Raw genomic sequence first — 25,156 nt, forward strand, 5'->3', positions numbered from 1 at the left:
GCTCTTTTGTCCCTCTGAAAGTTTTCTTACCCTCATTTTTCAAACGGATCATCTTCCACGATGGCGTAGTGGTAGTTGTCCTTCCACTCACCGCGGATGGGCAGAATTTTCCGGCGTAGTCCTTCGCACACCATTCCTGCTTTTTCCAAAACCCGAATCGAACGCACATTTTCGGTGGCTACCCCGGCCTGAATCCGGTGAAGTTTCAATTCGCTGAATCCAAATACAATCATCCGTTTGACTATCTCCGTAGCGTACCCCTTTTTCCAGTGAGCGGGCAGAAGACTGTAGTAAATATCGCTGCTACGGAAACTATCACCCGACAGATGCATGCCGGCTTCTCCCACAAATTCCCCATCCTCATGAGTTCGAACCGTCCAGCCATAGTGGTTGCGAACCGACATCTGCTGATCCTCGATAGACGCCAAAAGTACCTCTAGTGTATCGCCCGTGTGGCGGGGAATCCCGATGGTGTTATATTCCTCCACTTCTTCCAGCGAGTGAAGCCGGTGAATAATATCCACATCGCCCCAGGTTACTTCTGTCAGTATAAGTCGTTTAGTAAACAATTCCATGGAATGTAGTCCGGTCAAAATAGGCCTTTCCCAAAATGAATACTACCCTGCAAAGGGTCATCATACAGGAATTGGCAAAATTTATAAGAATCAAATGCTTCTCCTAGAATTCTCTCCTGATCTGTGATTGGCTAAACCAAACCCCTACCCTGCTGTCTATGGAGAATATGAAAAGTTCTGAATATATTGATCTCGAATCCATAGCCATTTTTTATGAACAGTATTACCAGTACCCGTCGTTCCTTCCTGCAAACCTGCGCTGCGCTGCTACCTGGCCTGGCGTTGGCAGCCAAGCCAGCCATAAAAGTGTACCATATTGGCTTACAGCTCTATTCGATACGGGACGAAATGAAGAAAGATCCCATTGGAGCGTTAAATTCGGTAGCTAAAATAGGGTATAAAGAAGTGGAAGCAGCGGATTACACTAATCGGAAGTTCTACGGATTTGCCGCCGCTGAATTCAGGAAAATTCTGGAAGATACCGGCCTGTCCATGCCCACCGCTCATACGGTTTTTCGTAAAGCGCACTGGCTGGAAGCCCAAAACGACGTGACCGACGCCTGGAAAGCTACGCTGGAGGATGCTCTGATGGTAGGCCAGGAGTACCTGATCAGCCCCTGGTTCGAATGGGACTTGACCAATCCTGACGAAATGAAAAAAGGGGTAGCTGCCTACAACCGTTGCGGAGAGCTATGCAATCAGGCCGGTTTACGCTTCGGTTTTCACAACCACAGGGCGGAATTTGAAGTCAAATACGACGGGCAACCTGTCTACGAATACATGCTCAGAAACTGGGATCTTAGGAACGTAAGCCAGCAAATGGATTTGTGCAATCTGGCCCTGGCCAATACCGACCCCATGTACTGGCTGCGCAGGTACCCCCACCAGTTTGAGTCGATGCACGTGAAGGATCGGCTGGCGGGAAAAGACCAAAGTACCCACCTAGGCGCAGGCACGCTCGATCTGGAAGAAATTTTCGCCTTTGCCAAAAAAAATACGCCCGTCAAATATTGGGTGATCGAACAGGAATCCTACGGTACCAAAACGCCCCTGGAAGCCGTGGCCTACGATCTGCGTCGTTTCAAAGAGTACGGCTTCCTTTGATTTGACTTTCTCAGGTTCATTTCCATTTTTCGCGGGGTTCATTCTGCTATTTCCGGCTTTCATCCAAAATGATTGGCGGGTTGTTAGCGGCTAATCTAATTTTGGTACGAAACTAAATCAGCCCCAAACCTAAACAACTCGAAATCATGGAAAATCAACGTAACGAATACCTGTGGAGGAAAGCCCAAAATCGCGCTGCGTTTAAGGTGCACGCCCTGACCTACGTTCTGGTCAATGCGGGTTTCTGGGGGCTTTATCTGTTTATGTCCATGCAACCCTGGGGCGAACACATTTATCCCTGGCCTGTTTGGCCTATGCTCGGCTGGGGCATCGGACTGATTAGCCACTATTTTTCGGCCTATGGCAACCTGGATCAGCAAAAAATGGCCGAAGCGGAATATCAGAAGCTCCTGCGGAAAGAGTATGATTCAGATTGAAAACTGAAAAAATGACCACTCGGCGCAAACTACTTTTTTGCTGAAAAAGCGTTGTGCCGGAATACCGAACCACTTTGTGGCTTTGCCACTTTATCCTTTAAATAATCATGGAACCTCGAAACGAACGGCTTTGGAAAATTGCCCGGCTACGGGCCAAATTCAAGAATAGTGCCATTACCTACCTTGTCGTCAACACCACGCTGGTGGCTATCTGGTACTTTACCAGTGGGCCCCGTAATTTTTTCTGGCCCGTATTCCCCCTGTTTTTTTGGGGCGTAGGCCTGGCTTTCAACTACTACCAGGCCTACTGGGACAATGGCGATTCGGTGCAGAAAGAGTATGATAAGCTACTCCGGGAAGATCAGCAGTAGTCACTACACCGCTACGGGCGCTTTGATTGCCGGCCAGGGATCGTAATTTTCCAAGGTAAAATCCTCATACTTAAAATCGAGTACTTTTTTTACTTCGGGATTTAGGCGCATGGTAGGTAGTGGAAGAATCGCGCGACCAAGCTGCTGCTCTACCTGTTGCAGATGGTTGAGGTAAATATGCGTATCGCCGCCCGTCCACACAAAATCGCCCAGACCCAGCCCACATTCCTGCGCGACCATCATCGTCAGCAGAGCATAGCTGGCAATATTGAAGGGTACCCCCAGAAACACATCGGCACTGCGCTGGTAGAGCTGGCAGGAAAGCTTGCCATCGGCGACATAGAACTGAAACAATGCATGGCAAGGCTGTAGCGCCATCATGTGCAGATCGGCTGGATTCCAGGCCGATACGATCATGCGTCGCGAATCGGGATTCTTCTTAAGCTGATCCAGTACTTCCTTCAACTGGTCGATCTTGTGGCCATCCGGGCTCGACCAGCACCGCCACTGTTTGCCGTACACCGGCCCCAGGTTACCTTCTTCATCGGCCCACTCGTCCCAGATAGTTACGCCGTTGTCTTTCAAATACTTGGTATTGGTGTCTCCCTTTAGAAACCACAGCAATTCATGGATGATGGAGCGAGTATGTACTTTTTTAGTCGTCACAAGCGGAAATCCCTCCGCCAGGTCGAAGCGCATCTGGTAGCCAAACACGCTGAGGGTACCCGTGCCCGTCCGGTCGGTTTTGCGGGTACCTTTTTCCAGAATATGTTGCAGAAGATCGTGGTATTGCTGCATGGGTATGTAGTTGTTTGACAGTGTTTTTGTTAGACCGTGAATTGTGAATGAGGGTACCTCATTCATTTCTGCAAAAAGGGGCTGAGGCGCAAAATTTCAGCCCTTTCTAAACCTCGAAATCCTGAACTCTATTCTACCGTAACGCTGTGGGTGATGTTCGCGCTGCCTTCGAACTGAGCCGTGGCCGAGCAGTATTTTTCCATTGAAAGCTGCACGGCGCGTTCTACCTTATCGGTATCCAGATTATTTCCTTTCAGGATAAAATGCAGGTTTATATTCCGGTAGGGTTTGCGTTGGGTACCTTCCTCCTGCTCGCGGTCGCCCTCGGCCACGATACGAAAATCGGTAATTTCCTGCCTTTGTTTCTTCATAATCAACACGATGTCGATCGCGCTGCAACTGGCCAGGCCCATCAGCAATAGTTCCATGGGCCGTACCCCGGCGTTCTGTCCGCCAATGTCGGGCGAGCCATCGACGTGTACCTTTACTTCCGAGGAGCCAGTGCCTTCAAAATGAAACGCGTCGTCTACGCGCAGGAGTTCTATTTTCATGGATTGGATTTTTGATTGGATCTATACATTACAAAAGTCCGAATCCTTTCTGAAAGGTTCAAATTCTTGCGCCAATCGGGCCGTAAATTGGTAATGTACCCCAAGCATTGTACCTTCATGGCTACACCTGCCGTGTACAAACCTATCTCGTACATTCATTAATACCACATAACACTCTTCATGCAAACTTCCCTTTCCGATCTTCGCCTCGCTGTATTGATTGATGCGGACAATGTACCTTCCGCCAAGATCAAGGCCATGATGGAGGAGATTGCCAAATATGGCACCCCTACTTTCAAACGCATCTACGGCGACTGGACCAATCCCCGCGTTACGAGTTGGAAGGCCGTCCTACTCGACAACGCCATCACGCCCATTCAGCAGTACAGCTACACGACCGGCAAGAACGCCACCGATTCGGCCATGATCATCGACGCCATGGATATCCTCTACACGGGACGCGTGGACGGCTTCTGCCTGGTATCGAGCGACAGCGATTTCACGCGGCTGGCCATTCGCCTCCGCGAAGCGGGTATGAAAGTATTCGGCATGGGTGAGCAAAAAACGCCCTCGGCTTTTACGTCGGCCTGCGACCGTTTCATCTATATTGAGATTCTAACCAAATTGGAAGAGGATGCCAAAGCCGTCACAAAAGCCCCTAAGGCAATAAAACAAGCACCAAAAACGGATAAAAAGCTGTTGAATCTGATTTCTGGCAGCATCGAAGACCTGGCCGACGAGGACGGCTGGGCGTTTCTGGGCGCACTAGGGAACCTACTGATCAAGAAACAACCCAGTTTTGACTCCCGAAACTATGGATTCGATAAGCTCCTTCCCCTCATTAAAAGTTTCCACCAGTTCGAAATTGACGAGCGGCCCACGGGTAGCGGCAACATCCGTCACGTTTTTGTGAAAAATAAGTAGGTACGGCCGGTAGTCGCATTTACTACTAATCGGGTACTACCTATACGTCAAACTTCCATAAACCCTTTATGCGCTCACGTTCCTTTCCACTTGTCGTTTTTCTGCTGGGTACCTATCTGGGTTTCGCGCAATCGTCGCCCAAGGTACCTAAGGCTACTCTGGTCAAAGAAGAATATATTTTCGAAAACCCGCCCTTTCCTTCCTGCCACGCTTCCACCATTATAGAAACTAACCCCGGGAAATGGATGTCGGCCTGGTTTGGCGGGACGGACGAGGGCAATAAGGATGTCGGAATTTGGCTTTCCACGAATACCAACGGACAATGGAGCAAGCCCACGCTTATGGCCGAAGGAATAATAGATGAAAACACCCGCTGGCCCTGCTGGAATCCGGTGTTGTTCAAAAGCAAAGCAGGAAAACTGTTCTTGTTTTATAAAGTAGGTCCATCGCCCCGCGAGTGGTGGGGTATGGTACGGACTTCCACCAACGACGGCCGCACCTGGACCGAACCCGAACGCCTGCCCGACGGAATTCTGGGGCCCATCAAAAACAAGCCGGTTCAACTGGCCGATGGCAGTATTCTGAGTTCAGCGAGCACCGAAACCCGTGAAAGCTGGAAGGCCCACGTGGAGCGGTCGACGGATGGTGGCAAAACCTGGACACTGATCCCGGTCGATCCTAAGACGGATCTGGACGTGATTCAGGGCAGTATCCTGACCTACCCCGACCAGCGTTTACAGATGCTGTGCCGCAGCAAACAAGACCGCATCGCGGAGGTATGGTCGACGGATGGGGGAAAAACGTGGGGTACCCTGACTAAAACCGAACTCTTCAATCCTAACTCGGGTACCGACGCTGTGACGCTCAAAAACGGGTGGCAATTGTTGGTTTATAACCCAACCTTCAAGGGCAAAGAATGGTCCAATGGTCGTCAAAAACTGTCAGTGGCCATGTCGAAAGATGGCAAAAACTGGACGGATGTGTACTCCCTGGAAGATCAGCCCAAGGGTGAGTTCAGCTACCCAGCCGTGGTACAGGCCGCCGATGGGCGTGTACACATTACCTACACCTGGCAGCGCCGCAACATCCGGCATGTCGTGCTGGCTTTAGAACAATAAAAAACAAACTATTATGGTTTGTAGGTCGTTTAAAAGTGAAACGACCTACACCCATGAAGTTTTTCGTCCCCCTTTGTGTAATCATATTCTTCACGCTTGTCTCTTGCATTAAGAAAGAAAATAGCGCCTCGATGATCCCGGATGCCGATTCCATTGAGGGTACCTATTCCGGGTATCGCTCCCAACAGATCGGTCAGCAGGTCGCTAAGGATTCGACGAGGATCATCCTGGAAGTGAAACGCCTGCCTTCGGGCCAGGTTCAGATACTCCAAACATCGCCCAACGAATTCAAGTACCTGGTAACTATGCAGAACAACCGCTTCACTTACGACCTGGGAATTACTGAAGCAGCTTGTGGGGTGGCCAAGATTCAGGGAGAAGGCTCATTCAAAGACAATAAACTGTTCCTCCTGGAAACCCTGGAATGTACCCGTAGCCTCGCCGCCGCCAAAACCTTCGTCCAGCTGCGGGCCACGAAACAGTAGGGTACCTTCACTATCAATTTTCCATTTTCACTTTTCCATTGAAAAAAATGTGGACCGAACAAGATAACAAACTCTGCCAGAGTTTTGAATTTGCCGACTTCCGGGCGGCGTTCCTTTTCATGACCCAGGTGGCCGAAATCGCCGAAGCCATGAACCACCATCCGTGGTGGTCGAATGTATATAACGAAGTGATGATCAAGCTCTCCACCCACGATGCGGGTGACGTCGTTACCGAAAAGGACCGCCAACTGGCGGCGGCGATCGATCTCTTGCTGGAAAACCGGCCCGAGGCATGAAACTATACCTGGTTCCGACCCCCATCGGCAATCTGGAAGACATTACGCTGCGGGCCATTCGGGTGCTCCAGAGTGTGGACGTAATTCTGGCGGAAGACACCCGTACCTCCGGGCATTTGCTGAAACACCTCGAAATCAGCAAACCCATGCAGAGCTACCACATTCATAACGAACACCAGACCATCGCCCGGCTCACCGATCGGATGCTGAAAGGCGAAACGATGGTGCTTATTTCGGACGCAGGTACCCCTGCCATTTCTGATCCGGGTTTTCTGCTGGTGCGGGCATGCATCAAGCTTTCCATTCCGGTCGAATGCCTGCCCGGCCCCACGGCTTTCGTACCGGCGCTGGTCAATTCGGGCCTCCCCTGCGACCGTTTTACTTTCGAGGGTTTCCTGCCGCATAAAAAAGGCCGACAAACGCGGCTGAAAGAGTTGGCTGAAGAAACCCGCACGATTGTGCTTTACGAATCGCCCCACCGGCTGCTCAAATCGCTCGAACAACTGGCCGAGTACTTCGGCGGCGATCGCCCGGCCAGTGTGTCGCGCGAATTGACCAAAGTCTTTGAGGAAAACGTCCGGGGATCTTTACGCGAAATAATTGCTTACTTTGCCGAAAAAAGCATCAAAGGGGAAATCGTTATTGTCGTCGGGGGCAAAGAAAAGTAATGGAAAAGATGAATGATGAATTAGGAATAATGCGTGCCGAGTCACTGCCTTTTGTTCGCACGATTACCCACTACCGTCAAGGTACCTTCCTCACTTTTTTCTTTTTTTGCCTGGTTCTTTTTTCTTTTTCTTCCAAAGCCCAGGTTCAACTCAGTCCGCAGGCTAAGGTCAGCCTCATTACCGTGGGGCCGGGCGATGAGCTGTATTCCAGTTTTGGACACAGTGCGTTGTGGATTTATGATCCCGTGTATCAGCTCGACCGCGCTTATAGCTACGGTACCTTCAGCTTCGAGACGGGCAATTTCTACATCAAATTCCTCAGGGGTACCCTACCCTACACCATCTCGGTCAACCCCTTGATGCCGCAGTTCTACTACTGGCAGCAGGAAAACCGTTCGGTGAAGGAGCAGGAACTGAACCTAAGTACACGCCAAAAGCAACGGCTTTTCGACTACCTGGAAACGAACTTATTGCCGCAGAACCGGGAGTATCAGTACAAATTTTTCTACGACAATTGCTCAACGCGCCTCGGCGATGCCCTTAAGGCCGCTGCGGGCGACAGCCTGACGTTTCCGGGTTACACCCGCGACACGCTGAGCTTCCGGCAGTGGATCGACCGCTACGCCTACGTGCAGAAACCCTGGGCCGACTTCGGCATGGACCTGGCTATCGGCTCGCCTTCCGACGAAATCGCCACACCCCAGCAGGCTACCTTCCTGCCCGATAATCTGAGTGCCGCCTTCTCCGACGCCCGGGTTAAGGCCGGGAATCAGGAGGTACCTTTGGTGATGGAAACCCGCGAGCTGTATACCGCCACGCCCGAGGCTGATCATGGCTGGCTCACGCCCAAGCTTTTCTTCTGGGCTTTGGCTATTTTGATCGCAGCGTTCACGGTTTGGCAAATCCAACAGAACAAACTCAACTTTACACTTGACAAAATTCTTTTCACGCTCGTCGGGCTCACGGGCTGGTTGATTTTATTATTGTGGTTTGGTACCAACCACGGCGTCACAAGCTGGAACTGGGACATTCTGTGGGCGTTTCCGCTGTGGATACCTTTTGTATTTTCTTTCTCAAAAACCCATAAACCCGCCTGGTTCCAGTGGTTTCTGATTGCCTACGGAGTGCTGTTGTTGTGTGCTACGGCCAATCTTTTGAAGCATAATTACGTACTTATTCCTATCCTGCTGATTTTGATAATGCGGGTATATTACCTGAATAATTCGCTGGAAAAGATAGGTAACGTAAAGAGCCAGGGATGATCAAGTTCGGCTCCTCATTTTGCCCGGCCTATACGTTTTTGAGGCGATACCTATTGTTTATTGTGGCTTTTCTCAGCGCCCCTTTTGCTTCCGCCCAGCTTCAACTCAGCCCGCACGCCAAAATAAGTCTTATTACGATTGGGGCGGGAACTGATCTTTATTCGAGTTTTGGTCATAGCGTCCTGTGGATTTATGATCCCATGTACCAGCTCGATCGCGCGTATAACTACGGTACCTTTCCCAGCGCAGAAACGGAGTACTTTTATATCAAATTTCTGCGTAATACCATCCCCTACACGATCTCTGTCAATGCGCTGACACCTCAGCTTTATCGCTGGCAGCAGGAAAACCGCTCGGTCAAAGAACAGGTACTTGACCTCACAGCGGCTCAGAAACAGCGCATTTTTGAGTACCTGGAAACCAATCTTCTCCCCCAGAATCGCAGTCAGAAGTATAAATTCTTCTACGACAATTGCTCAACGCGACTAGCTGATGTATTGAAAATCGCCGTAGGCAATAGCCTGATTTTCCCAGGCTACACCCGCGACACGCTGAGCTTCCGACAGTGGATCGACCGCTACGCCTATGTGCAGAAACCCTGGGCGGACTTTGGCATGGACCTAGCCATCGGCTCGCCTTCCGACGAAATCGCCACGCCCCAGCAGGCTACTTTCCTGCCCAATAATCTAAGTGACGCCTTCGCCGATGCCTGGGTCAAGTCAAGCGAGGGAAAGGTACCTCTGGTGCTAGACACTCATATCCTTTACGTCGCTACTCCCACTGTCGAAGAGCATGTATTGACTCCTAAATTACTTTTCTGGACATTGGCAACCTTGGTGGCGATGTTTACGGCTTGGCAAATCAAAACCCACAGAATTCATTTTGTTTTTGACAAAATACTTTTTACCCTCATAGGGTTCACGGGCTGGTTGATCGTCTTTCTGTGGATAGGTACCGATCACGGTGTCACGAGCTGGAACTGGGACATTCTGTGGGCATTTCCTTTGTGGGTACCCTTCATTTCTCATTTTCAAAAACCCATAAATCCGCCTGGTCCCGGGGATTTTTGATCACGTATGGAGCTTTACTGCTATTGGCCGCTGGAAATTTATCAAAACACAACTATGTGCTCATTCCCATTTTGCTGATTTTAGTGATGCGGGTATACTACCTGATTAATTCCTTATCAAAGATTTCAACTTCCAAAAAGCAGTAACCTGTATGAACCTGGAAAACCTCACCCAAAAAACAATAGGCGTCGTCAAAGAAGCTTCAGCCTTCATTCAGCTTGAGGCCGCAACTTTCAGGCAGGAAAAAATTGAATACAAAGACGTCAATAACCTAGTGTCCTATGTGGATAAGGAAGCTGAAAAAAGGCTAGTAGCTGGTCTTTCTGCCCTGCTTCCTGAAGCCAGTTTTGTTACGGAAGAAGGCACCACGGGCCAAATCCCCGACCCTGAGGCGCTCAACTGGATTATTGATCCACTAGACGGTACGGCCAACTTCGTTCACGGTTTGCCGATTTACTGCGTGAGTGTAGGCTTGGCACAGGGAAAGGAACCACTGATCGGCGTGATTCACGAGCCCAATCGCGACGAGCTTTTCTACGGCTGGCAAGGTGGCGGAGCCTGGTGCAACGGGCAACGGTTGCAGGTATCCACAGCCCAGCACTTAGGCGAAAGCCTGCTGGCAACGGGCTTCCCGTACTATCGTTTCGACAAGCACGACCGCTACATGATGATCCTTGAAACACTCATGCGAAAAACCCACGGTCTACGTCGATTGGGTGCGGCAGCGGTGGATTTGGCCTATGTGGCCGCCGGACGTTTTGAAGGGTTTTATGAATACAACCTTAATTCCTGGGACATGGCGGCAGGCGTATTGCTCATTCAGGAAGCAGGAGGAAAAGTAACTGATTTTTCAGGGGGCGACAACTACCTTTTTGGGGGCGATATCGTAGCGGGATGTGCCGTTCACGACGAATTATTAGCAGTTATCAAAGAAATATTTTAGCGGTTTTTGGTAATAATCCGTATTTTGGAGGTTAGTATGTGAAGTTTGAAAAGTGCAATCCGATTGAATGAATAGAAATTTACTCTTTTATTGACATTTTTCATGCCCAATTTAATTGAGCTCAGTACCTTCCATTCTGAGGCGGGAAACCTGACGGTATTCGAAAAAATGATGCCCGGTACCATCAAACGGGTGTTCTATATTTACGGAGCCGGACATATTCCGCGCGGCGGCCATCGCCACAAAAAGACGTGGAACGCTCTCATTTGTCTGCACGGAAAATGCCGCGTATATGTGCATGACGGTGAAGAGGAAAATCATTTTTTTCTGGAAAACCCTGCCAGTTGTCTTATTTTAGAACCCCGCGACTGGCACACGATGGAGGATTTTTCTGAGGACGCCATCCTGCTAGTACTTTCCAATGAGTATTACGACCTGAACGATTATATCGACGCCCCCTATCCGACTGTTTTCCATTCCGAGCATGCGGTCAATTCGTTCCTGAAGTAAGTAATCTCGCAGTGTGGCCGTACCTGTCCCCATGATTCCGTTTCTCGATTTAAAGCAGATCAATGCGCCTCATCAGCAGGCTCTAGAAGAGGCTGTGCAACGGGTGGTTCGCTCGGGATGGTACATCCTTGGCCATGAACTTTCGGCTTTTGAGGACAACTTTGCAAAATACTGTGGGGCTTCACACTGCGTAGGTGTAGCAAACGGTCTAGAGGCTTTGCAGTTGATTCTTCAGGCGTACGATTTCCCTAGAGGCAGCGAGGTGATAGTCCCGGCCAATACCTACATCGCCTCCGTGTTATCCGTGAATTTTCTGGATCTCGTACCTGTCTGGGTAGAACCCGACCCCACCACTCTACTGATTGACCCTACTCAGGTTGAGGAAAAAATCACGAATAAGACTAAGGCAATTCTGGCGGTTCATCTGTACGGTCGTAGTTGCGATATGTCGGCCCTACGTACAATCACGCAACGTCATGATCTGAAGCTCATGACCGATGCTGCCCAGGCACACGGGGCCCGGCACCAGGGCCAGCGTGATAAAATGCTGGGCGATGCGGCGGCCTTCAGTTTTTATCCTACCAAAAACCTCGGTGCTCTGGGCGATGCCGGAGCCGTAGTAACGTCCGACGCGACTTTGGCCGAAAAGATCCGCTACCTCCGGAATTATGGTTCATTACAGAAGTACGTAAACGACTATCAGGGCATTAACAGTCGTCTGGACGAAATACAGGCGGCCGTACTAAATGTAAAATTGCCGTATCTCGATGCCGAGAATGAACGCCGCCGTCAGCTAGCGCGACTATATCTGAACGGCATTACCCTGCCCAGCCTGGTACTCCCTCCCGCTGACCAGATCGAGGACGATGCCTGGCATCTGTTTGTAGTCAGGCATCCACACCGGGAGGCTTTCGTGGCTTATCTTTCGGAAAAAGGAATTCAGACCAACGTACACTACCCTTTGCCCATCCATAAGCAAAAGGCGTATCAGAGGTACCATGACGTATCATTGCCCGTGACGGAACAAATTCACCGGGAAGTCATCAGCCTTCCACTCAACACCGTGCTGACCGACGAACAAAGTGCCTACATTATCGAATCCATCAATCAATTTGCGTAGGCGTATGGAACTCTCCGTCATTATTCCGGTCTACAACAGTCAAAACAGCATTGGGCCGCTCATCAATCGTCTTAGTGAAGCCCTTCAGGGCATTACCTACGAGGTGATACTGGTCAACGATGGCAGTCCCGATGCCTCGGAGCAGGTATGTACCCAGCTGGCCCAGGCCCGGCCTGAGGTGACATTCATATCGCTGCGGCGTAATTTCGGGGAGTTCAATGCGGTTATGTGTGGCCTGAATTATGTGAAGGGAGATTTTTGTGTTATGATCGACGATGATTTCCAGAACCCGCCCGAGGAAATCCTAAAACTCATACACACGGCCGAGATGGGGAACTATGGCGTTGTATACACCTACTATGGCAAAAAAGAACATGCCCTGTATCGCAACTTCGGCAGCCGATTCGTCAATTGGATTACCAGTTACCTGCTCAATAAGCCCCGGAATTTATATTTATCGAGCTTTAAGCTCATCCGACTTGAAGTGGTCCAGGAAATTATCAAGTACACAGGCCCTTACCCCTATATCGACGGCTTGATCCTGAGAGTCACTCGCAACATTGGCACCGTGAAGGTAACCCATCAAAAGCGCGAAGAAGGCCGCTCCAACTACACGCCACGCAAACTGATTTCGCTCTTCCTCAACATCCTGTTTTGTTATTCGGCTCTGCCAATCCGGCTGTTCATGCCCATCGGGCTAGGGCTCGTAGGAATCGGTTTTCTGCTGTTGCTGTATCTGTTTGGGCAGTGGGTCGTCGGCCCCGATCCCAAAGGCTGGCAGGTCGTGACAGCTACGTTGCTGTTCATCGGAGGAATCCAATGTAGCTTGCTGAGCGTATTGGGCGAGTATATTGGCAAGAGTTTCATGGCGCAGAGCGGCCAGCCGCAATACGTGATCAAAAAAATAGTAGAATGATCGACAACCGGGCCGAATACGAGCGGATGTACGAGGTAGAGCGCAGCTTGTGGTGGTACCAGATTCTACACGATCGGATTTTTCACCAAATCCGGAAAACTTTTGGCCCACCTACCCCGGACCTGAAAATTCTGGATGCCGCCTGTGGCACGGGTGGTTTACTTTCTTACCTGCACGAAAAGGGCTACTCCAACCTCACAGGCTTCGATTTCTCCCCGCACGCCATTGACTTTTCGAGGGAACGTGGACTGGACGTAGGATTTGGTGACCTCCGGCAGACAGAAAACTTTCGCCCCCGGGAGCAGTACGATGTGATTATTTGCAATGATGCCCTGTATTTCCTAACCGATGCGGAGATCAAGAAAACGCTGTCGGTTTTTCGGAAAAGACTCACTGAGAATGGTATGGTTTTGATCAATATCCATGCCTTCAGTGCATTTGCAGGTACCCACGACGTCGCCGTGGGCAGTACCCGTCGTTTCACCTGGGCTGATTTCAAGAGCTACGCCCAGGCTGCCGGCCTGCGTAGCTTCTACCATACCTATTGGCCGTTCCTGCTTTCCCTACCCATTCTGGCTGTTCGACAGTGGCAGCGCCATCAGCTTCGACGGGGCAGGGTACCACAGACGGTTGAATCCGATGTGCGGTACCCGGGCGACTTAATCAATGGTACCCTCCGATTTGTGACCAGGGCAGAGCAAGCGCTTCTCCGCAGCGCCCCCTTTGGTAGTTCGCTGTTTCTGGTGATGAAAGGTACCTGAAATATTGTCCCGTGTTCTTACCGGATTCTTTTGCTTAAATTAGCCGGGAAAAATGGAAAACGGTACAAGCCGAAATTTATAAACGCCATCCAAGATTTGCCTATGACTCCGGAACTCGAAGATTTACGCTACCCCATCGGACGCTTTCAGAAAAAAGACCAGTATTCGCCCGATGAAATAAAATCGAATATACAGATCATCAGCGCCCTACCCTCCAAATTCATGAATCTGCTGGGCGGTTGGGATGACGAAAAACTGGATACCCCCTACCGACCTGATGGCTGGACTATCCGGCAATTGGTCCATCACGTGGCCGACAGCCATATGAATGCTTACGTTCGCTTTCGGCTGGCCCTTACCGAAGATTCGCCCACTATCAAGCCCTACATGGAGAATTTATGGGCCGAACTACCCGACGCCAAATCTGCCCAGGTCGATCTTTCGCTGCAATTGATGAAATACATCCACCTGCGCTGGGTTCTGCTGATGAACTCCCTGGATGGGGACGATCTGGCCCGTACCTATGTCCACCCCGAAACCGGCCGCATTTATCCGCTTTCGGAAGTGATAGCGCTTTATGCCTGGCATAGCGAGCACCATTACCAGCAGGCCTTTACACTGGCACAGCGGAACCATTGGCAGTAAGTTTGGAGTTTTGTACGTGTGTAAGCGTTGGTTTGAATTCAGTGCTTACATAGCTATCCAATCTGTTATTCCATGATTCAGCAAATCATCGTGTTACTCATTTTTGCGGGAGCTTTAGGGTACCTGGGTACCCGATTGTGGAAAACGCTGCGCCGCCCGGCTACGGGTGGGTGTGCGAAAGGATGTGGATGCTCGACTCCCGAAAAACCCACCCTCCAGGCTCGTTGAAAGGGTTCTGCATGCCTGTGGAATACTAAACTAGCCAGTAGTTTCAATTAAAACCGTCCTGTCGACTGAGGCTGCCGGTGGACTTGCACTTGCCATCCAGAACTTCTCTTCTTTTCTCTTTCCCTCGTTTATTTTTTCTTTTGCCCACCAACCTTAAACTGTTTTTCCGGATCTCGAATATACATGCGCAGGGTTTTGTTCAAAAGAATTATCATCACGGGATTAATTTTACTGGTTCTGGGGCTGGTAGGAGGTACCATACTCTGGACACGTACCTATAAATCGAAGCTATTGGCCTATGTGCAGGCCCTGACCGCCGAAAACCTCGATGGCAGACTGGAGGTAGGCGATGTCGGGTTTACTCCTTTCGGGCACGGCTTGGGTCTGACCTTCTCCTTTGAAAATGTATCGATGACAGACCGCCGGTTTTCCGAACACCACACGCCTTTACTACGGGCCGATCGTGTAACTGCTACCCTGGATTTTGACCAGCTATTCCATGGAAGTATACGGATCAGGAAGGTAGGGGTGGAAGAAGGTAGCATCACCGTATTTGTCAGGCGGGATGGGTATTCTAATGCTTCCATGTTTGAGAAGGCCCGCACCAGCGAGGTACCCGATACTCTAAAAAAGAAGAATGGCGATTTTCTGCAAACACTTGAAACTCTCTCGTTCAGCAACTGCCCCATTCAATACACCGACTCACTCCGAGGCAAATCATACGGAGCCGAGCTTCGACGGGTAACGAGTGATGTGCATCTGACTGACACCCTACGTCATTTTGATGTCGACGGAGAAACCTATTTCAATGGCCTGGTATTCAACGCAGCCAAAGGCAGTTTTCTACGGAATCAGCTGGCGCAAGTACACCTGAGTCTTGATTTTTTTCCTACCCGTAAGCTGTGGCGGGTCAATCCATCATTCATCCGGGTAGCTAATCCAAACGTTGACAAAATCACTATAGTCGGCTACATCAAAGGGGGACCAAAACCCGGCTTTGTAGGTTTGAATTTCGGGGTAGAAAAAACCAGCCTTGCGGCTACGCTCCATCTGTTGCCCGAAAAACTGGAGCGGGCTATTGTCCGTCGCAAAATTCTGCCGACTGTCAGGGCCACGGTACACCTGAGGGGTACCCTGACTGATCCAAACCCCCGAATCAATGTGCGCTTCCAGACCGATACCTTCTCGTATCCCCTACCCTATGGTCACTTGCGGGGTATGAAAGCCGAGGGTACCTTCACCAACCGGTACGATACTAAAAAACCGGCGGGTGACGAAAATTCGCGCATCGACGTCAGTCAGGCGGCAGGTTTCTTTGAAACCATACCTTTACAAGGCCATCTCAGCATTACGAATCTTAAAGTAGCCAGTTCGGTCATGGATTTTTCGTTGCGCGCTACCCCCGCTACTCTCAATGCCCTGCTCGATTCGAGCCGTTATGCGGTGGGTAAGGGTACCGCGGCACTTACGTTTCACTACGAAGGGAGCCCCGTTACTTTTTATGATGCCAGAGCTGACCGCATGACCGGAAAACTACGGGGTAGTTTGCAACTGTCCAATCTGTCGCTCCGCAACAAACCAGGAAAGATCGATCTCAGTCAGCTTACCGGAAAGGCTACTTTTGACGAAAATACCGTCTGGATTCCCCGATTGAGTCTGTATGATGGTCGCAATGATTTGCTTATTTCCGGTAAAGTGATGCATCTGCCTGCGGCCCTGTTCGGTTCCATCAATCCGGCCCAGGCTTTTGTTCATGCCCGGATCCCCAACTGGGTTGTGACGTTTCCCGACCGGCTGGCGGGCCGACGTGCCCGCCGGACCAGCGGAAAAACGAAGTTTAAAATCACCAAACTTCTGGATGAAACCATCGACAAACTTCAGGTAACCGCCAGTCTGGAAGTCGACCACATGCGGTACCATAGGCTACGGGCCGATCAGGTGCGGGGCCAAGTACTGGTCAAGAATCAATTGATCGAGCTGAAAAATCTTTCCATGAATACCTGCGGGGGTAAGGTACGTTTGTCCGGCGGAATCAAAACCTTTGATGGCCAGGGCTTGCCTCTGTTCTATGCTGAGGGAAATGTGGACAAGGCCACAGTGGATTCCGTTTTTTACTCACTGGCTAATTTCGGACAGAAAACCATTACAGACCAGAACCTTCACGGTATTCTTACCGCCGATTTCCAGTTCGAATCCCGCATCAGTAACGATACCACTTTTGTAAAACCTTCTATGAAAGGCTTTGTCAACCTGAATCTGGATAAGGTACGTATTATTGATTTCAAGCCTTTGATGGATATCCGCAAACTCATTTTTAAAAACCGGGACCTGGATAACATAAAGTTCGCTCCCTTCCGAACGAAGTTTATCCTAAAAGGAGAGGAAGTAGAAGTAAACCGCATGAAAGTAGAATCCAATGTCTTCTATTTTTTTCTGGATGGAGTGTATAGTTTTGGCAACAAAACCAACCTGAGCATTCAGATTCCGATGAATAATCTGCGTCGGAAAGCGCCTGCCAATCATCTGGAGATCCGGGAAGTGGAAGATGTGAAGGGGGATGTTATTTTCCTACGCGCCATACACGAAGGCGACGACGTACGCATTCGATACGATAAGGTGAAACGTTTCCGATAACATCACTAGGTTTGGTCTTTAGTACCCACGCCCACGCTTTATCCCTACCGATACCCGCGAATAGGCTGATGGTGACACAAGGATTGTGCGGACGCTTCACATTGGCGCCTGCTCAAATCCGTTTGTCTCCCGGTACCTACCCTGATTGGTAGGAGTATTGGGTTAGTATCACATAAAAAAAAGCAGGAATGCTTTCGCTTTCCTGCTTTCCATCTTATCAATGAACAAAACCATTCAAGTTATTGAATTCCTCCGTTCATTAACAGATTTTATCTTATGCAATTAACTGTTGCGGTCGCGATTCTGATCTGATTGCTGCGTACGCTGCGTTTCTTCATCGCGGTCCTGCCAACCTTTGCTATTACGGTCGCTGCCTTCCTGGTTTCCCTGGTTGCGTTGCTCCTGCTGGCCTTGGCCGCTCTGGCGCTGCTCCTGCTGGTGCCCCGTGTTGCCCTGGTTACCTTGTGATTGTCCGCTACGTTGTTCTTGTTGTCCAGCGTTCCTATTGGTTTGCTGTTCGTTTTCCTGATTTTTCTGATTATTTTCCATTTTTCTAGTTTGTTAAGAGTTAGTTGTAGAAAACTTAAATACTAAATTTTCATGGAATACTATAAAACATCTAAGCCACATATAGGATATCCTTACTCTTCTACTCAACATCAGCCGGGTGTTTTCACTAATTCAAAAACTCAATTTATTGACTATCAATCTATTAATAGATATTATTTTCAACTACTACCTAGTTCACACCCGTACTTATAATTGTCGAATGTTTTGCTCACGTATATGGGTATGTCTATTTTTTCTCCCAAACCAGTGGGGAAAAAAGTAGGTGGCATACCCTTTATCTAAAAGCCTGCGTGAGCCTCCACTAGTAAGGTAAGCAGCAAGTGTCTCTATAACTTTCCAAATTAGCCAACCTAGCATGAAAACTCAAACCATCACCTTAGGTACTTTTCTGCTTCTGTCCGGATTGGGATTGAGCAGCTGTTCTACCCTGAATGTCAGGGAAATCAAAGCACTCGAACGCATTCCGTTCGAAACTGTGCATATCGAACCCGACGTCGAACCGAACGATCTGAGGCTGGATGTGGTACGGCAGACGGAACAGCAAATGGTAGGAAATACCCTGCAAACAGTAGAGGTACCTTACGATCCCCTCGGCCTGAATCTGGGAAACGGGCTTTTCTACGATCTGAATGAAAACTTTTCTCTACGGCTGGATTATTTGCTGGACTTCGCGGATAAGAAGGCTTTTGAATTGAAGAAAATAACGCCCGCCACGGTGGGCAGTGGCTTCACAGTCTATTCGCTCGACAACGATACGCTGACCATTTCCCGTCCACCCGGCAAAAAAATCCGTTACCAGTACCATCGCTCCGGTCCGCAAGACAGTCTTTCGTTCATGCGCAAAAGCAACCTCAAATATACCGTTGTCCAGCGTGACTCGGCACTGGTACATCGGAACAAACGAAGGGTGACGGAAGGAATCTATAAACGGAATGACGAGAATTTCTACTTGCAAAGGCGCCGCAAGAAAATCGACTATCGCCTCACTGGTGATGAAATTCATCTTCGGGACCACTACATAGTAGCTCTGACCAACCAGAATAAGACACTGGGAATCTACCGACCTACCCGGAAGGGCAAGAAGTTGATCCGTACCATTGAAAGGAGCCAGGATAAATTTTTTGTGTACAACAAGCGATTTATGGGCAACAAATTAGAATTATCAGACAATAAATTACTGATTTTCAGAAACAAAAAACTTGTAACGCAATATGAAATTGAAAATCCGAAAAAAGAGCGTTTTGAATCATCGGTACCCTAACTTTGCCTCAACCTTCCAACCCTCCAGAAGGAAACGCCTGATCCTATGCAAATCGACCTCCGCTCCGATACCGTTACCCGTCCCACTGAAGGCATGAGAGAAGCCATGTGGGCGGCTCCGCTGGGCGACGACGTATTGGGTGATGACCCGACCGTCAATGCGCTCGAAGAAAAAGCCGCCCGACTGTTTGGTACAGAGGCAGCGCTGTTCTGCGCTTCGGGTACTATGACCAATCAGCTTGCCATCCGGGTGCATACGCAGCCCGGCAGTGACGTGATTTGTGATAAGCTGTCACACATCTACCTCTATGAAGGCGGTGGCATTATGCTCAATGCTTTTTCTTCGGTAAAGCTTCTGGACGGTGACCGGGGCCGCCTGAATGCCCAGCAGATAGCCGAGGCAATCAGTCCCGACGATGTACATGCCACCGTGACCCGGCTCGTATCGCTTGAGAATACCATGAACAAGGGCGGCGGATGCTACTACGCGCTGGAAGAGATCGAGGCGATCCGCCAGGTATGTGATAACCACAAGGTACCCCTGCATCTGGACGGTGCCCGGCTATTCAACGCACTGGTCGAAACGGGTGAAGCACCTTCCCTACACGGGGCCCTGTTTGATTCACTAAGTGTGTGCCTGTCCAAAGGACTGGGCTGTCCGGTGGGGTCGTTGCTGCTGGGAAAAGCCGATTTTATCCGGCAGGCGCGGCGCTTTCGCAAAGTGATGGGCGGCGGCTGGCGGCAGGCCGGATTCCTGGCCGCCGCGGGTATCTATGCCCTCGACCACCATGTAGACCGCCTGCGGGAAGATCACCAGCGGGCCCGGTCCATCGGGGCCATGCTTCGGCAGATGCCGGAGGTTGAAGACATCTACCCCATCGACACCAATATCGTGATTTTCCGCTTGCCCGATACCATTCTGGCTACAGACTATGTGCGGCGTTTGGATATGCTGCGTATCCGGGCGGTGGCCTTTGGCAAGCACCTGGTACGTTTGGTGACGCACCTGGATTTTACAGACGATCATCTGGAAGAACTGGAGAAGCAATTGAAAAAAATGTAAGTTTCTCAATGTCACTCGCCATGAGCGAATAACCAAATACATTTATAAAAACATAAGACCGCCTTCGCGGTCTTTTTGTATTTTAGGCGTTTCGCAGAATAATTCTAACCTAACTCGGATCAAATGCAACACATTTCCTTAAAATCGCTGCTTTTAGCCATTACGATCAGTATAATGGGGTACTCTTCCTCCGGCCAGGCCTTACCTACCTCCCTTACAAAAGCCATGAAAGCGCGTAGCATTGGACCCGGCGTGATGTCGGGACGCATCACAACCGTCGATGCCGTCCACGCCAACCCCGATATCATCTATGTGGGGGCGGCTTCGGGTGGCGTGTGGAAAACCGAAAACGGTGGAGGTACCTGGGAGCCTGTATTTGATGGACAGCCAACGCTAAATATCGGTTCTCTGGCCATTCAGCAGTCAAATCCCAGCGTAGTGTGGGTAGGTACTGGTGAGGGCAATCCCCGCAATTCGATTAACCTGGGTGAAGGTATCTTCAAATCATTGGATGCCGGAAAAACGTGGCAACGCATGGGTTTGGAAAAAACGCGGGGGATTCACCGGATACTGATTGATCCAACCAATTCCCAAGTGGTATACGCCGGCGCCATTGGCAATCCTTACGCCGAGCATCCCGAACGGGGAGTGTTCAAAACTATGGATGGCGGCAAAACCTGGGAGAAAATCCTTTTTACCAACGAAAAATCGGGCGTTGCGGACATGATCATGGACCCCGCTAACCCCCAGAAAATTCTGGTAGCCATGTGGGAACACCGCCGTACGCCCTACGACTTCCAGTCAGGTGGACCGGGTTCGGGCCTGTATCTGACGCACGACGGCGGCCAATCCTGGAAAAAACTGGGAAAGGACGAGGGATTGCCCGAAGGTGACTACGGACGTTGCGGCGTAGCGATTTCACCCGCCAACCCCGACCGCATGTATGCACTGGTGGAAGCCAAAAAAAACGGGTTATATGGCAGCAGTGACGGTGGATTCACCTGGACCAAAATTACCGATGATCCCGAAATTGCCACCAACCGCCCGTTCTATTTCAATGATATCATTGCCGACCCAATTAATGAAAACAAGGTATATACTCTCTGGCAAACCGTGAATGTCAGTGTCGACGGTGGCAAAAGTTTCAAGATTGCCGCCGGGTTTGACCAGGCTCACGCCGATCATCACGCCTTGTGGATTCATCCAAAAGATCCGTCTTTTATCATCAATGGGAATGATGGCGGTGTGACTATCTCACGGGATGGAGGCAAAAAATGGATTTTTGCGGAAGGAATCCCCATTGGGCAGTTTTATCACGTCAATGTAGACAATGAAATTCCGTACAATATATATGGTGGCTTACAGGACAATGGCTCATGGCGGGGCCCAGCCTACACCTGGATGAGCGAAGGAATTCGTAATTACCTGTGGCAAAGCGTATGGGGAGGCGACGGTTTCGACGTACTGCCCGACCCCGACAATGCCCGCTATGGCTATGCTATGTCACAAGGTGGTAATCTGGGCCGTTTTGACATTGAAACCGGACAAAGTTATAGCCTGCGCCCACCGGCACCAGACTTGGCCACCCGCCTGCGCTTTAACTGGAACGCTGCTTTGGCCCAGGATCCGCTGGACAACAGTACGATCTACTACGGTAGTCAGTTTTTGCACAAAAGCACGGACAAGGGAAAATCCTGGACCATTATTTCCCCGGATCTCACGACTAACAATCCTCTTAAACAAAAGCAGGATGAAAGCGGTGGCCTTTCGCTGGATGTGACCTCCGCCGAAAACAACACGACTATTCTGGCCATCGCCCCATCTTATACCGAAAAGGGAGTGATTTGGATTACGACTGACGACGGTAATGTGCAGCTGACACGAGACGGCGGCCAAACCTGGACCAATCTGCGCGACCGGATTCCGGGCCTACCTAAGGAAGCTTGGATTCCGCAGGTTAAAGTCACCAAGAAGAATCCGGCCGAAGCTTACGTAGTAGCCAACCACTACCGTATGGGCGACTTTGCCCCCTATATCTTCCGCACCCGCGACTATGGCAAAAGTTGGGAGCGCCTAGTGGACGATAAAAAAGTACGGGGCTACGCGCTCTGCGTGCTTTCCGACACCGAGGTACCTAACCTGATTTTTGCCGGCACCGAACACGGCCTATGGGTAAGTACGGACGATGGCAAGAATTGGACTCAATGGAAGTCGGGCATTCCTTCCACAAGCGTTATGGATCTGGCTTTGCAGGAGCGTGAGGCCGATCTGGTAATAGGTGCCTTCGGGCGTTCGCTGTATGTGCTGGACGACATCCGTCCTCTGCGGGCGATCGCCTCCAATGCCAAGACGTTGGACAAAAAAATAGTGGCCTTTGCGAGCCCGGAGGCCTATCTGGCCGAAACCAAAGACATACCGGGCTACGGATCAGGCGGAGATGGGCTATACCAGGCTCAAAACCGTAGTCGCATGGCCCGGCTCACCTATTATCTCAACCCGGAAATACAGGACATTCCTGCGCCCGTTACGCCTCCGGTAGCCAAGAAAGTGGAGAAAAAAACGAACCGCGAGGATATGACCCTACCCGTAGTGAAAACGGATTCGGCAAAGGTTGTGAAGATGGATACGGTAAAAATATGGGTGTATGATGCGGCAGGGAAATTGGTGCGTTCGTTCACCGATAAAGTGGATACCGTAGGCATGCAGCGCACGACCTGGGATTTGCGCGAGCGGGGAATCCGCCAGCCCGGCAGCCAGAAACCCAAAACCAATGCTCCCGAACCCATTGGCTTACCCGTGATGCCAGGTACCTACCGGGTGGTGGTGAGCTACAAAGACCTGAAGGATTCTACCACGGTGAATGTCCGCGCTGACCCGCGCCTGGAATATAACAGGACCGCAATTCTGGCGCGACGCGCGATGGCCGATCGCCTGACCGAAACCGGCGCGAAGCTGACCGAAGTTACCGATCGTCTCAACGATGCTGATAACACCGTAAAGCTGCTTACTGAACAATTAAAAGGTGCCGACAGTGAAGCCTGGAGAGGGTGGGATAAGAAATTGAAGGCCATGCAGGATACCCTCAAAATTACCCGTGAACTGATCGAACCCAAGCCACTCGAAAAACAGGGCTACGGACGCCCCTACCGCCAAACCGCCCTCACCGTATGGCGCGACGCCTACTACTCCGTGGCAGGTACCCCCTGGACCGGCAGCAAACCCTTTATGCCCAATCAGGAGGATGAGCAAATGGTACGGGACGCTGAGGTGATGGCAACGCAGGCGATCGAAAAGGTGAATCAGTTTTTTGATACCCAGTGGGCAGCTTTCCGACAAGAGGTGCAGGCAAAACCTTCGCTGTTATTTAAAAGCCAAACGGACTAACCGCACATACTTCCAATGCTGGCCTATTTTCGATATGACGAGTGGCTGGGCTGAATTAACGGTACCCCAATAAGCAATAGAGACTTGCTTATTGGGGTACCGTTATCTTTTTCTAAACTAATGGAGCCATTGAAGCGATAAATAGTACCTTTTCCAAAAATTTCCTGGCCAAACTAGTTAGGGTTGTCGCGAAATCCGATAGATAACTCCGTTGGTATCGTCTGATACCAACAGCGAACCATCAGTATGCACGGCTAATCCTGCCAGACGGCCAAAATGCGAGCGGTTGTTGTCAATGACAAAGCCCGTCAGAAAATCGTCGAAGCGGACGGGTTTCCCGTTTTCAAAATGTAGCCTAACTACCTTGTACCCTACCGGCGAACTACGGTTCCAGGAACCCCGCATGGCTACAAAAGCGTCATTTTTGTACTCAGCCGGAAACTGTGATCCCGTATAAAACACCATCCCGATTGGTGCGGAATGAGCCTGGTAGGTAAGGGTAGGCAGGGTGGTTTTCTGTAGATATTGCTGGTAGGTCGTATCACCCTTAGGACGATCAGCAGGATTGTATTTACCATTTCCGTAGATGTAAGGCCATCCGTAATCGGCACCCTGTTTAATCTGGTTTACCTCCTCCTCCTGCTCATTATCACCTAGCCAGTCGATTCCATGGTCCAGGCCCCACAATTCACCCGTCTCGGGGTGCCAGCCAAAGCCAATGGTATTGCGCAGACCCTTGGCGTATATTTTTCGATTGCTACCGTCGGCATTGGCCCGTAAAATGGTGGCGTTTTCGGGATTAGGTTCGGCACAGGCATTGCACGTACTGCCTACCGTAAGGTACATCATCCCATCCGGCCCGAACCCAATTGTCCGGTTGGGGTGCTGCCCCCCGTCCGGCAGGTCGCTGATCAGCATCTTAGGCTGGCCCAAGCTTCCGTCGCCATTCATGTCGGCAACATACACTTCGTTTACTGCCACCATGTATATTTTTCCGTTATAAATCGACAACCCATGTACCTGCTTGATCGTAGCTACTACCTTGCTGCTTTCGGCCATTCCATTACCGTCAGCATCCATAAGCATGGTGACCGTGCCCGCTTCCCGATCCGACACATACACCCGGCCGCTCGAGCTAACAACCATCATGCGGGGCTGTCCCATGTTTTCCGCAAATTTGCTCACTTGGAAGCCCGAGGGTACCTTGAGCTGGCGCTCATTGGCTTCATTGGCTGGCGCCAGGGCCGGACGAAACACATACCCGGCTACCTGAGCGGTAGTGGTTTCCTTATCAGTCTCCGGAATCATGCTATCCCAGAAATCCTCTCCCTCCTTACAGCTTACCGCAATGACAAGTACCAGCGCTAGCATGCCTCCTGCCGACCGCAATACCCGCCCCACGGAGCGACGCCCCTCATTCGTCTTTTTCTCTTTCATCTGATTGTTGCTTTATAATGGTTGAA

At 50.4% G+C, this 25,156-nt stretch carries 26 protein-coding genes; 21 read left to right on the plus strand and 5 right to left on the minus strand.

Annotation, left to right across the window (positions count from 1 at the left end; genetic code table 11):
* Positions 1–32: 32 nt before the first annotated feature.
* Positions 33–575, minus strand: a complete 543-nt coding sequence (locus tag GBK04_RS06070) for a GNAT family N-acetyltransferase (RefSeq protein ID WP_152757792.1) — start codon at positions 573–575, stop codon at positions 33–35.
* A gap of 213 nt (positions 576–788) precedes the next feature.
* Here GBK04_RS06070 and GBK04_RS06075 point away from each other — a divergent pair, with 213 nt between their 5' ends.
* From GBK04_RS06075 to GBK04_RS06085, 3 genes are all read left to right on the plus strand, one after another.
* Positions 789–1,679: a sugar phosphate isomerase/epimerase family protein gene (locus tag GBK04_RS06075; protein WP_152757794.1), complete on the plus strand. Its 891-nt coding sequence runs from the start codon at positions 789–791 to the stop codon at positions 1,677–1,679.
* Positions 1,680–1,825: 146 nt separating this feature from the next.
* Positions 1,826–2,116 (plus strand): 2TM domain-containing protein, encoded by a 291-nt coding sequence (locus GBK04_RS06080; protein ID WP_152757796.1) that lies wholly within the window; start codon positions 1,826–1,828, stop codon positions 2,114–2,116.
* Positions 2,117–2,223: 107 nt separating this feature from the next.
* Positions 2,224–2,487 (plus strand): 2TM domain-containing protein, encoded by a 264-nt coding sequence (locus GBK04_RS06085; RefSeq protein WP_152757798.1) that lies wholly within the window; start codon positions 2,224–2,226, stop codon positions 2,485–2,487.
* A gap of 3 nt (positions 2,488–2,490) precedes the next feature.
* On the opposite strand, the gene GBK04_RS06090 is transcribed toward GBK04_RS06085, so the two are convergent.
* Together GBK04_RS06090 and GBK04_RS06095 are read right to left on the minus strand one after the other, a co-directional pair.
* Positions 2,491–3,285 carry a thymidylate synthase gene (locus GBK04_RS06090; protein ID WP_152757800.1) on the minus strand — a complete coding sequence of 265 codons (795 nt, stop codon included), beginning with the start codon at positions 3,283–3,285 and terminating at the stop codon, positions 2,491–2,493.
* A 128-nt stretch (positions 3,286–3,413) separates the two neighbouring features.
* Positions 3,414–3,836: an OsmC family protein gene (locus GBK04_RS06095; protein WP_152757802.1), complete on the minus strand. Its 423-nt coding sequence runs from the start codon at positions 3,834–3,836 to the stop codon at positions 3,414–3,416.
* A 180-nt stretch (positions 3,837–4,016) separates the two neighbouring features.
* Between GBK04_RS06095 and GBK04_RS06100 the strand changes: the two genes are divergently transcribed.
* From GBK04_RS06100 to GBK04_RS06170, 15 genes are all read left to right on the plus strand, one after another.
* Entirely contained in the window at positions 4,017–4,760 is a 744-nt protein-coding gene (locus GBK04_RS06100) for an NYN domain-containing protein (protein WP_152757804.1), read from the plus strand.
* A gap of 68 nt (positions 4,761–4,828) precedes the next feature.
* Positions 4,829–5,878, plus strand: coding sequence for a sialidase family protein (locus GBK04_RS06105; RefSeq protein WP_152757806.1), 1,050 nt, complete (start codon positions 4,829–4,831; stop codon positions 5,876–5,878).
* 53 nt (positions 5,879–5,931) lie between these two features.
* On the plus strand, positions 5,932–6,363 hold the full coding sequence (locus GBK04_RS06110) for a hypothetical protein (RefSeq protein ID WP_152757808.1): 432 nt from the start codon (positions 5,932–5,934) through the stop codon (positions 6,361–6,363).
* A 47-nt stretch (positions 6,364–6,410) separates the two neighbouring features.
* Positions 6,411–6,659 carry a 4a-hydroxytetrahydrobiopterin dehydratase gene (locus GBK04_RS06115; protein ID WP_152757810.1) on the plus strand — a complete coding sequence of 83 codons (249 nt, stop codon included), beginning with the start codon at positions 6,411–6,413 and terminating at the stop codon, positions 6,657–6,659.
* Positions 6,656–7,327, plus strand: coding sequence for a 16S rRNA (cytidine(1402)-2'-O)-methyltransferase (rsmI, locus tag GBK04_RS06120; RefSeq protein ID WP_152757812.1), 672 nt, complete (start codon positions 6,656–6,658; stop codon positions 7,325–7,327). Before GBK04_RS06115 ends, rsmI begins: the two co-directional genes overlap by 4 nt.
* Complete coding sequence (locus tag GBK04_RS06125) at positions 7,327–8,589, plus strand: Lnb N-terminal periplasmic domain-containing protein (protein ID WP_373330749.1); 1,263 nt, start codon at positions 7,327–7,329, stop codon at positions 8,587–8,589. Before rsmI ends, GBK04_RS06125 begins: the two co-directional genes overlap by 1 nt.
* A gap of 62 nt (positions 8,590–8,651) precedes the next feature.
* On the plus strand, positions 8,652–9,659 hold the full coding sequence (locus GBK04_RS06130; RefSeq protein WP_373330750.1) for a lipoprotein N-acyltransferase Lnb domain-containing protein: 1,008 nt from the start codon (positions 8,652–8,654) through the stop codon (positions 9,657–9,659).
* Between the two features lie 151 nt (positions 9,660–9,810).
* The gene (locus GBK04_RS06135; RefSeq protein WP_152757814.1) at positions 9,811–10,602 is read left to right on the plus strand and encodes an inositol monophosphatase family protein; all 792 of its coding nucleotides are present in this window, start codon (positions 9,811–9,813) and stop codon (positions 10,600–10,602) included.
* Positions 10,603–10,704: 102 nt separating this feature from the next.
* Entirely contained in the window at positions 10,705–11,112 is a 408-nt protein-coding gene (locus tag GBK04_RS06140) for a sugar 3,4-ketoisomerase (RefSeq protein ID WP_152757815.1), read from the plus strand.
* Between the two features lie 31 nt (positions 11,113–11,143).
* On the plus strand, positions 11,144–12,232 hold the full coding sequence (locus tag GBK04_RS06145; RefSeq protein ID WP_152757817.1) for a DegT/DnrJ/EryC1/StrS family aminotransferase: 1,089 nt from the start codon (positions 11,144–11,146) through the stop codon (positions 12,230–12,232).
* Between the two features lie 4 nt (positions 12,233–12,236).
* Positions 12,237–13,148: a glycosyltransferase family 2 protein gene (locus tag GBK04_RS06150; RefSeq protein ID WP_152757819.1), complete on the plus strand. Its 912-nt coding sequence runs from the start codon at positions 12,237–12,239 to the stop codon at positions 13,146–13,148.
* Entirely contained in the window at positions 13,145–13,909 is a 765-nt protein-coding gene (locus GBK04_RS06155; RefSeq protein ID WP_152757822.1) for a class I SAM-dependent methyltransferase, read from the plus strand. The genes GBK04_RS06150 and GBK04_RS06155 overlap by 4 nt, the downstream gene beginning before the upstream one ends.
* A gap of 102 nt (positions 13,910–14,011) precedes the next feature.
* On the plus strand, positions 14,012–14,554 hold the full coding sequence (locus GBK04_RS06160) for a YfiT family bacillithiol transferase (RefSeq protein WP_152757824.1): 543 nt from the start codon (positions 14,012–14,014) through the stop codon (positions 14,552–14,554).
* A 72-nt stretch (positions 14,555–14,626) separates the two neighbouring features.
* The gene (locus tag GBK04_RS06165; protein WP_152757826.1) at positions 14,627–14,782 is read left to right on the plus strand and encodes a FeoB-associated Cys-rich membrane protein; all 156 of its coding nucleotides are present in this window, start codon (positions 14,627–14,629) and stop codon (positions 14,780–14,782) included.
* Between the two features lie 195 nt (positions 14,783–14,977).
* Positions 14,978–17,416 carry an AsmA family protein gene (locus GBK04_RS06170; protein ID WP_373330751.1) on the plus strand — a complete coding sequence of 813 codons (2,439 nt, stop codon included), beginning with the start codon at positions 14,978–14,980 and terminating at the stop codon, positions 17,414–17,416.
* Positions 17,417–17,698: 282 nt separating this feature from the next.
* On the opposite strand, the gene GBK04_RS06175 is transcribed toward GBK04_RS06170, so the two are convergent.
* Positions 17,699–17,965, minus strand: a complete 267-nt coding sequence (locus GBK04_RS06175) for a hypothetical protein (protein ID WP_152757830.1) — start codon at positions 17,963–17,965, stop codon at positions 17,699–17,701.
* A 376-nt stretch (positions 17,966–18,341) separates the two neighbouring features.
* Between GBK04_RS06175 and GBK04_RS06180 the strand changes: the two genes are divergently transcribed.
* The 3 genes from GBK04_RS06180 to GBK04_RS06190 all read left to right on the plus strand — a co-directional run bounded on the left by GBK04_RS06180 (position 18,342) and on the right by GBK04_RS06190 (position 23,693).
* Positions 18,342–19,247, plus strand: a complete 906-nt coding sequence (locus GBK04_RS06180; protein ID WP_152757833.1) for a hypothetical protein — start codon at positions 18,342–18,344, stop codon at positions 19,245–19,247.
* 45 nt (positions 19,248–19,292) lie between these two features.
* Complete coding sequence (locus GBK04_RS06185) at positions 19,293–20,309, plus strand: threonine aldolase family protein (RefSeq protein WP_152757835.1); 1,017 nt, start codon at positions 19,293–19,295, stop codon at positions 20,307–20,309.
* A 123-nt stretch (positions 20,310–20,432) separates the two neighbouring features.
* Positions 20,433–23,693 carry a VPS10 domain-containing protein gene (locus GBK04_RS06190; RefSeq protein ID WP_152757837.1) on the plus strand — a complete coding sequence of 1,087 codons (3,261 nt, stop codon included), beginning with the start codon at positions 20,433–20,435 and terminating at the stop codon, positions 23,691–23,693.
* 177 nt (positions 23,694–23,870) lie between these two features.
* Here GBK04_RS06190 and GBK04_RS06195 read toward each other — a convergent pair whose 3' ends face one another.
* Positions 23,871–25,130 carry a PQQ-dependent sugar dehydrogenase gene (locus GBK04_RS06195; RefSeq protein WP_373330752.1) on the minus strand — a complete coding sequence of 420 codons (1,260 nt, stop codon included), beginning with the start codon at positions 25,128–25,130 and terminating at the stop codon, positions 23,871–23,873.
* Positions 25,131–25,156 lie beyond the last annotated feature (26 nt).

Origin of the sequence: Salmonirosea aquatica (assembly GCF_009296315.1) — a bacterium.
Taxonomy (GTDB): domain Bacteria; phylum Bacteroidota; class Bacteroidia; order Cytophagales; family Spirosomataceae; genus Salmonirosea; species Salmonirosea aquatica.

Excerpts from the sequence above, each read along its gene's own strand:
- GBK04_RS06070 (WP_152757792.1), bottom strand. The coding sequence starts at position 575 with ATGGAATTGTTTACTAAACGACTTATACTGACAGAAGTAACCTGGGGC.
- GBK04_RS06075 (WP_152757794.1), top strand. The coding sequence starts at position 789 with ATGAACAGTATTACCAGTACCCGTCGTTCCTTCCTGCAAACCTGCGCT.
- GBK04_RS06080 (WP_152757796.1), top strand. The coding sequence starts at position 1,826 with ATGGAAAATCAACGTAACGAATACCTGTGGAGGAAAGCCCAAAATCGC.
- GBK04_RS06085 (WP_152757798.1), top strand. The coding sequence starts at position 2,224 with ATGGAACCTCGAAACGAACGGCTTTGGAAAATTGCCCGGCTACGGGCC.
- GBK04_RS06090 (WP_152757800.1), bottom strand. The coding sequence starts at position 3,285 with ATGCAGCAATACCACGATCTTCTGCAACATATTCTGGAAAAAGGTACC.
- GBK04_RS06095 (WP_152757802.1), bottom strand. The coding sequence starts at position 3,836 with ATGAAAATAGAACTCCTGCGCGTAGACGACGCGTTTCATTTTGAAGGC.
- GBK04_RS06100 (WP_152757804.1), top strand. The coding sequence starts at position 4,017 with ATGCAAACTTCCCTTTCCGATCTTCGCCTCGCTGTATTGATTGATGCG.
- GBK04_RS06105 (WP_152757806.1), top strand. The coding sequence starts at position 4,829 with ATGCGCTCACGTTCCTTTCCACTTGTCGTTTTTCTGCTGGGTACCTAT.
- GBK04_RS06110 (WP_152757808.1), top strand. The coding sequence starts at position 5,932 with ATGAAGTTTTTCGTCCCCCTTTGTGTAATCATATTCTTCACGCTTGTC.
- GBK04_RS06115 (WP_152757810.1), top strand. The coding sequence starts at position 6,411 with ATGTGGACCGAACAAGATAACAAACTCTGCCAGAGTTTTGAATTTGCC.
- rsmI (WP_152757812.1), top strand. The coding sequence starts at position 6,656 with ATGAAACTATACCTGGTTCCGACCCCCATCGGCAATCTGGAAGACATT.
- GBK04_RS06125 (WP_373330749.1), top strand. The coding sequence starts at position 7,327 with ATGGAAAAGATGAATGATGAATTAGGAATAATGCGTGCCGAGTCACTG.
- GBK04_RS06135 (WP_152757814.1), top strand. The coding sequence starts at position 9,811 with ATGAACCTGGAAAACCTCACCCAAAAAACAATAGGCGTCGTCAAAGAA.
- GBK04_RS06140 (WP_152757815.1), top strand. The coding sequence starts at position 10,705 with ATGCCCAATTTAATTGAGCTCAGTACCTTCCATTCTGAGGCGGGAAAC.
- GBK04_RS06145 (WP_152757817.1), top strand. The coding sequence starts at position 11,144 with ATGATTCCGTTTCTCGATTTAAAGCAGATCAATGCGCCTCATCAGCAG.
- GBK04_RS06150 (WP_152757819.1), top strand. The coding sequence starts at position 12,237 with ATGGAACTCTCCGTCATTATTCCGGTCTACAACAGTCAAAACAGCATT.
- GBK04_RS06155 (WP_152757822.1), top strand. The coding sequence starts at position 13,145 with ATGATCGACAACCGGGCCGAATACGAGCGGATGTACGAGGTAGAGCGC.
- GBK04_RS06160 (WP_152757824.1), top strand. The coding sequence starts at position 14,012 with ATGACTCCGGAACTCGAAGATTTACGCTACCCCATCGGACGCTTTCAG.
- GBK04_RS06165 (WP_152757826.1), top strand. The coding sequence starts at position 14,627 with ATGATTCAGCAAATCATCGTGTTACTCATTTTTGCGGGAGCTTTAGGG.
- GBK04_RS06175 (WP_152757830.1), bottom strand. The coding sequence starts at position 17,965 with ATGGAAAATAATCAGAAAAATCAGGAAAACGAACAGCAAACCAATAGG.
- GBK04_RS06180 (WP_152757833.1), top strand. The coding sequence starts at position 18,342 with ATGAAAACTCAAACCATCACCTTAGGTACTTTTCTGCTTCTGTCCGGA.
- GBK04_RS06185 (WP_152757835.1), top strand. The coding sequence starts at position 19,293 with ATGCAAATCGACCTCCGCTCCGATACCGTTACCCGTCCCACTGAAGGC.
- GBK04_RS06190 (WP_152757837.1), top strand. The coding sequence starts at position 20,433 with ATGCAACACATTTCCTTAAAATCGCTGCTTTTAGCCATTACGATCAGT.
- GBK04_RS06195 (WP_373330752.1), bottom strand. The coding sequence starts at position 25,130 with ATGAAAGAGAAAAAGACGAATGAGGGGCGTCGCTCCGTGGGGCGGGTA.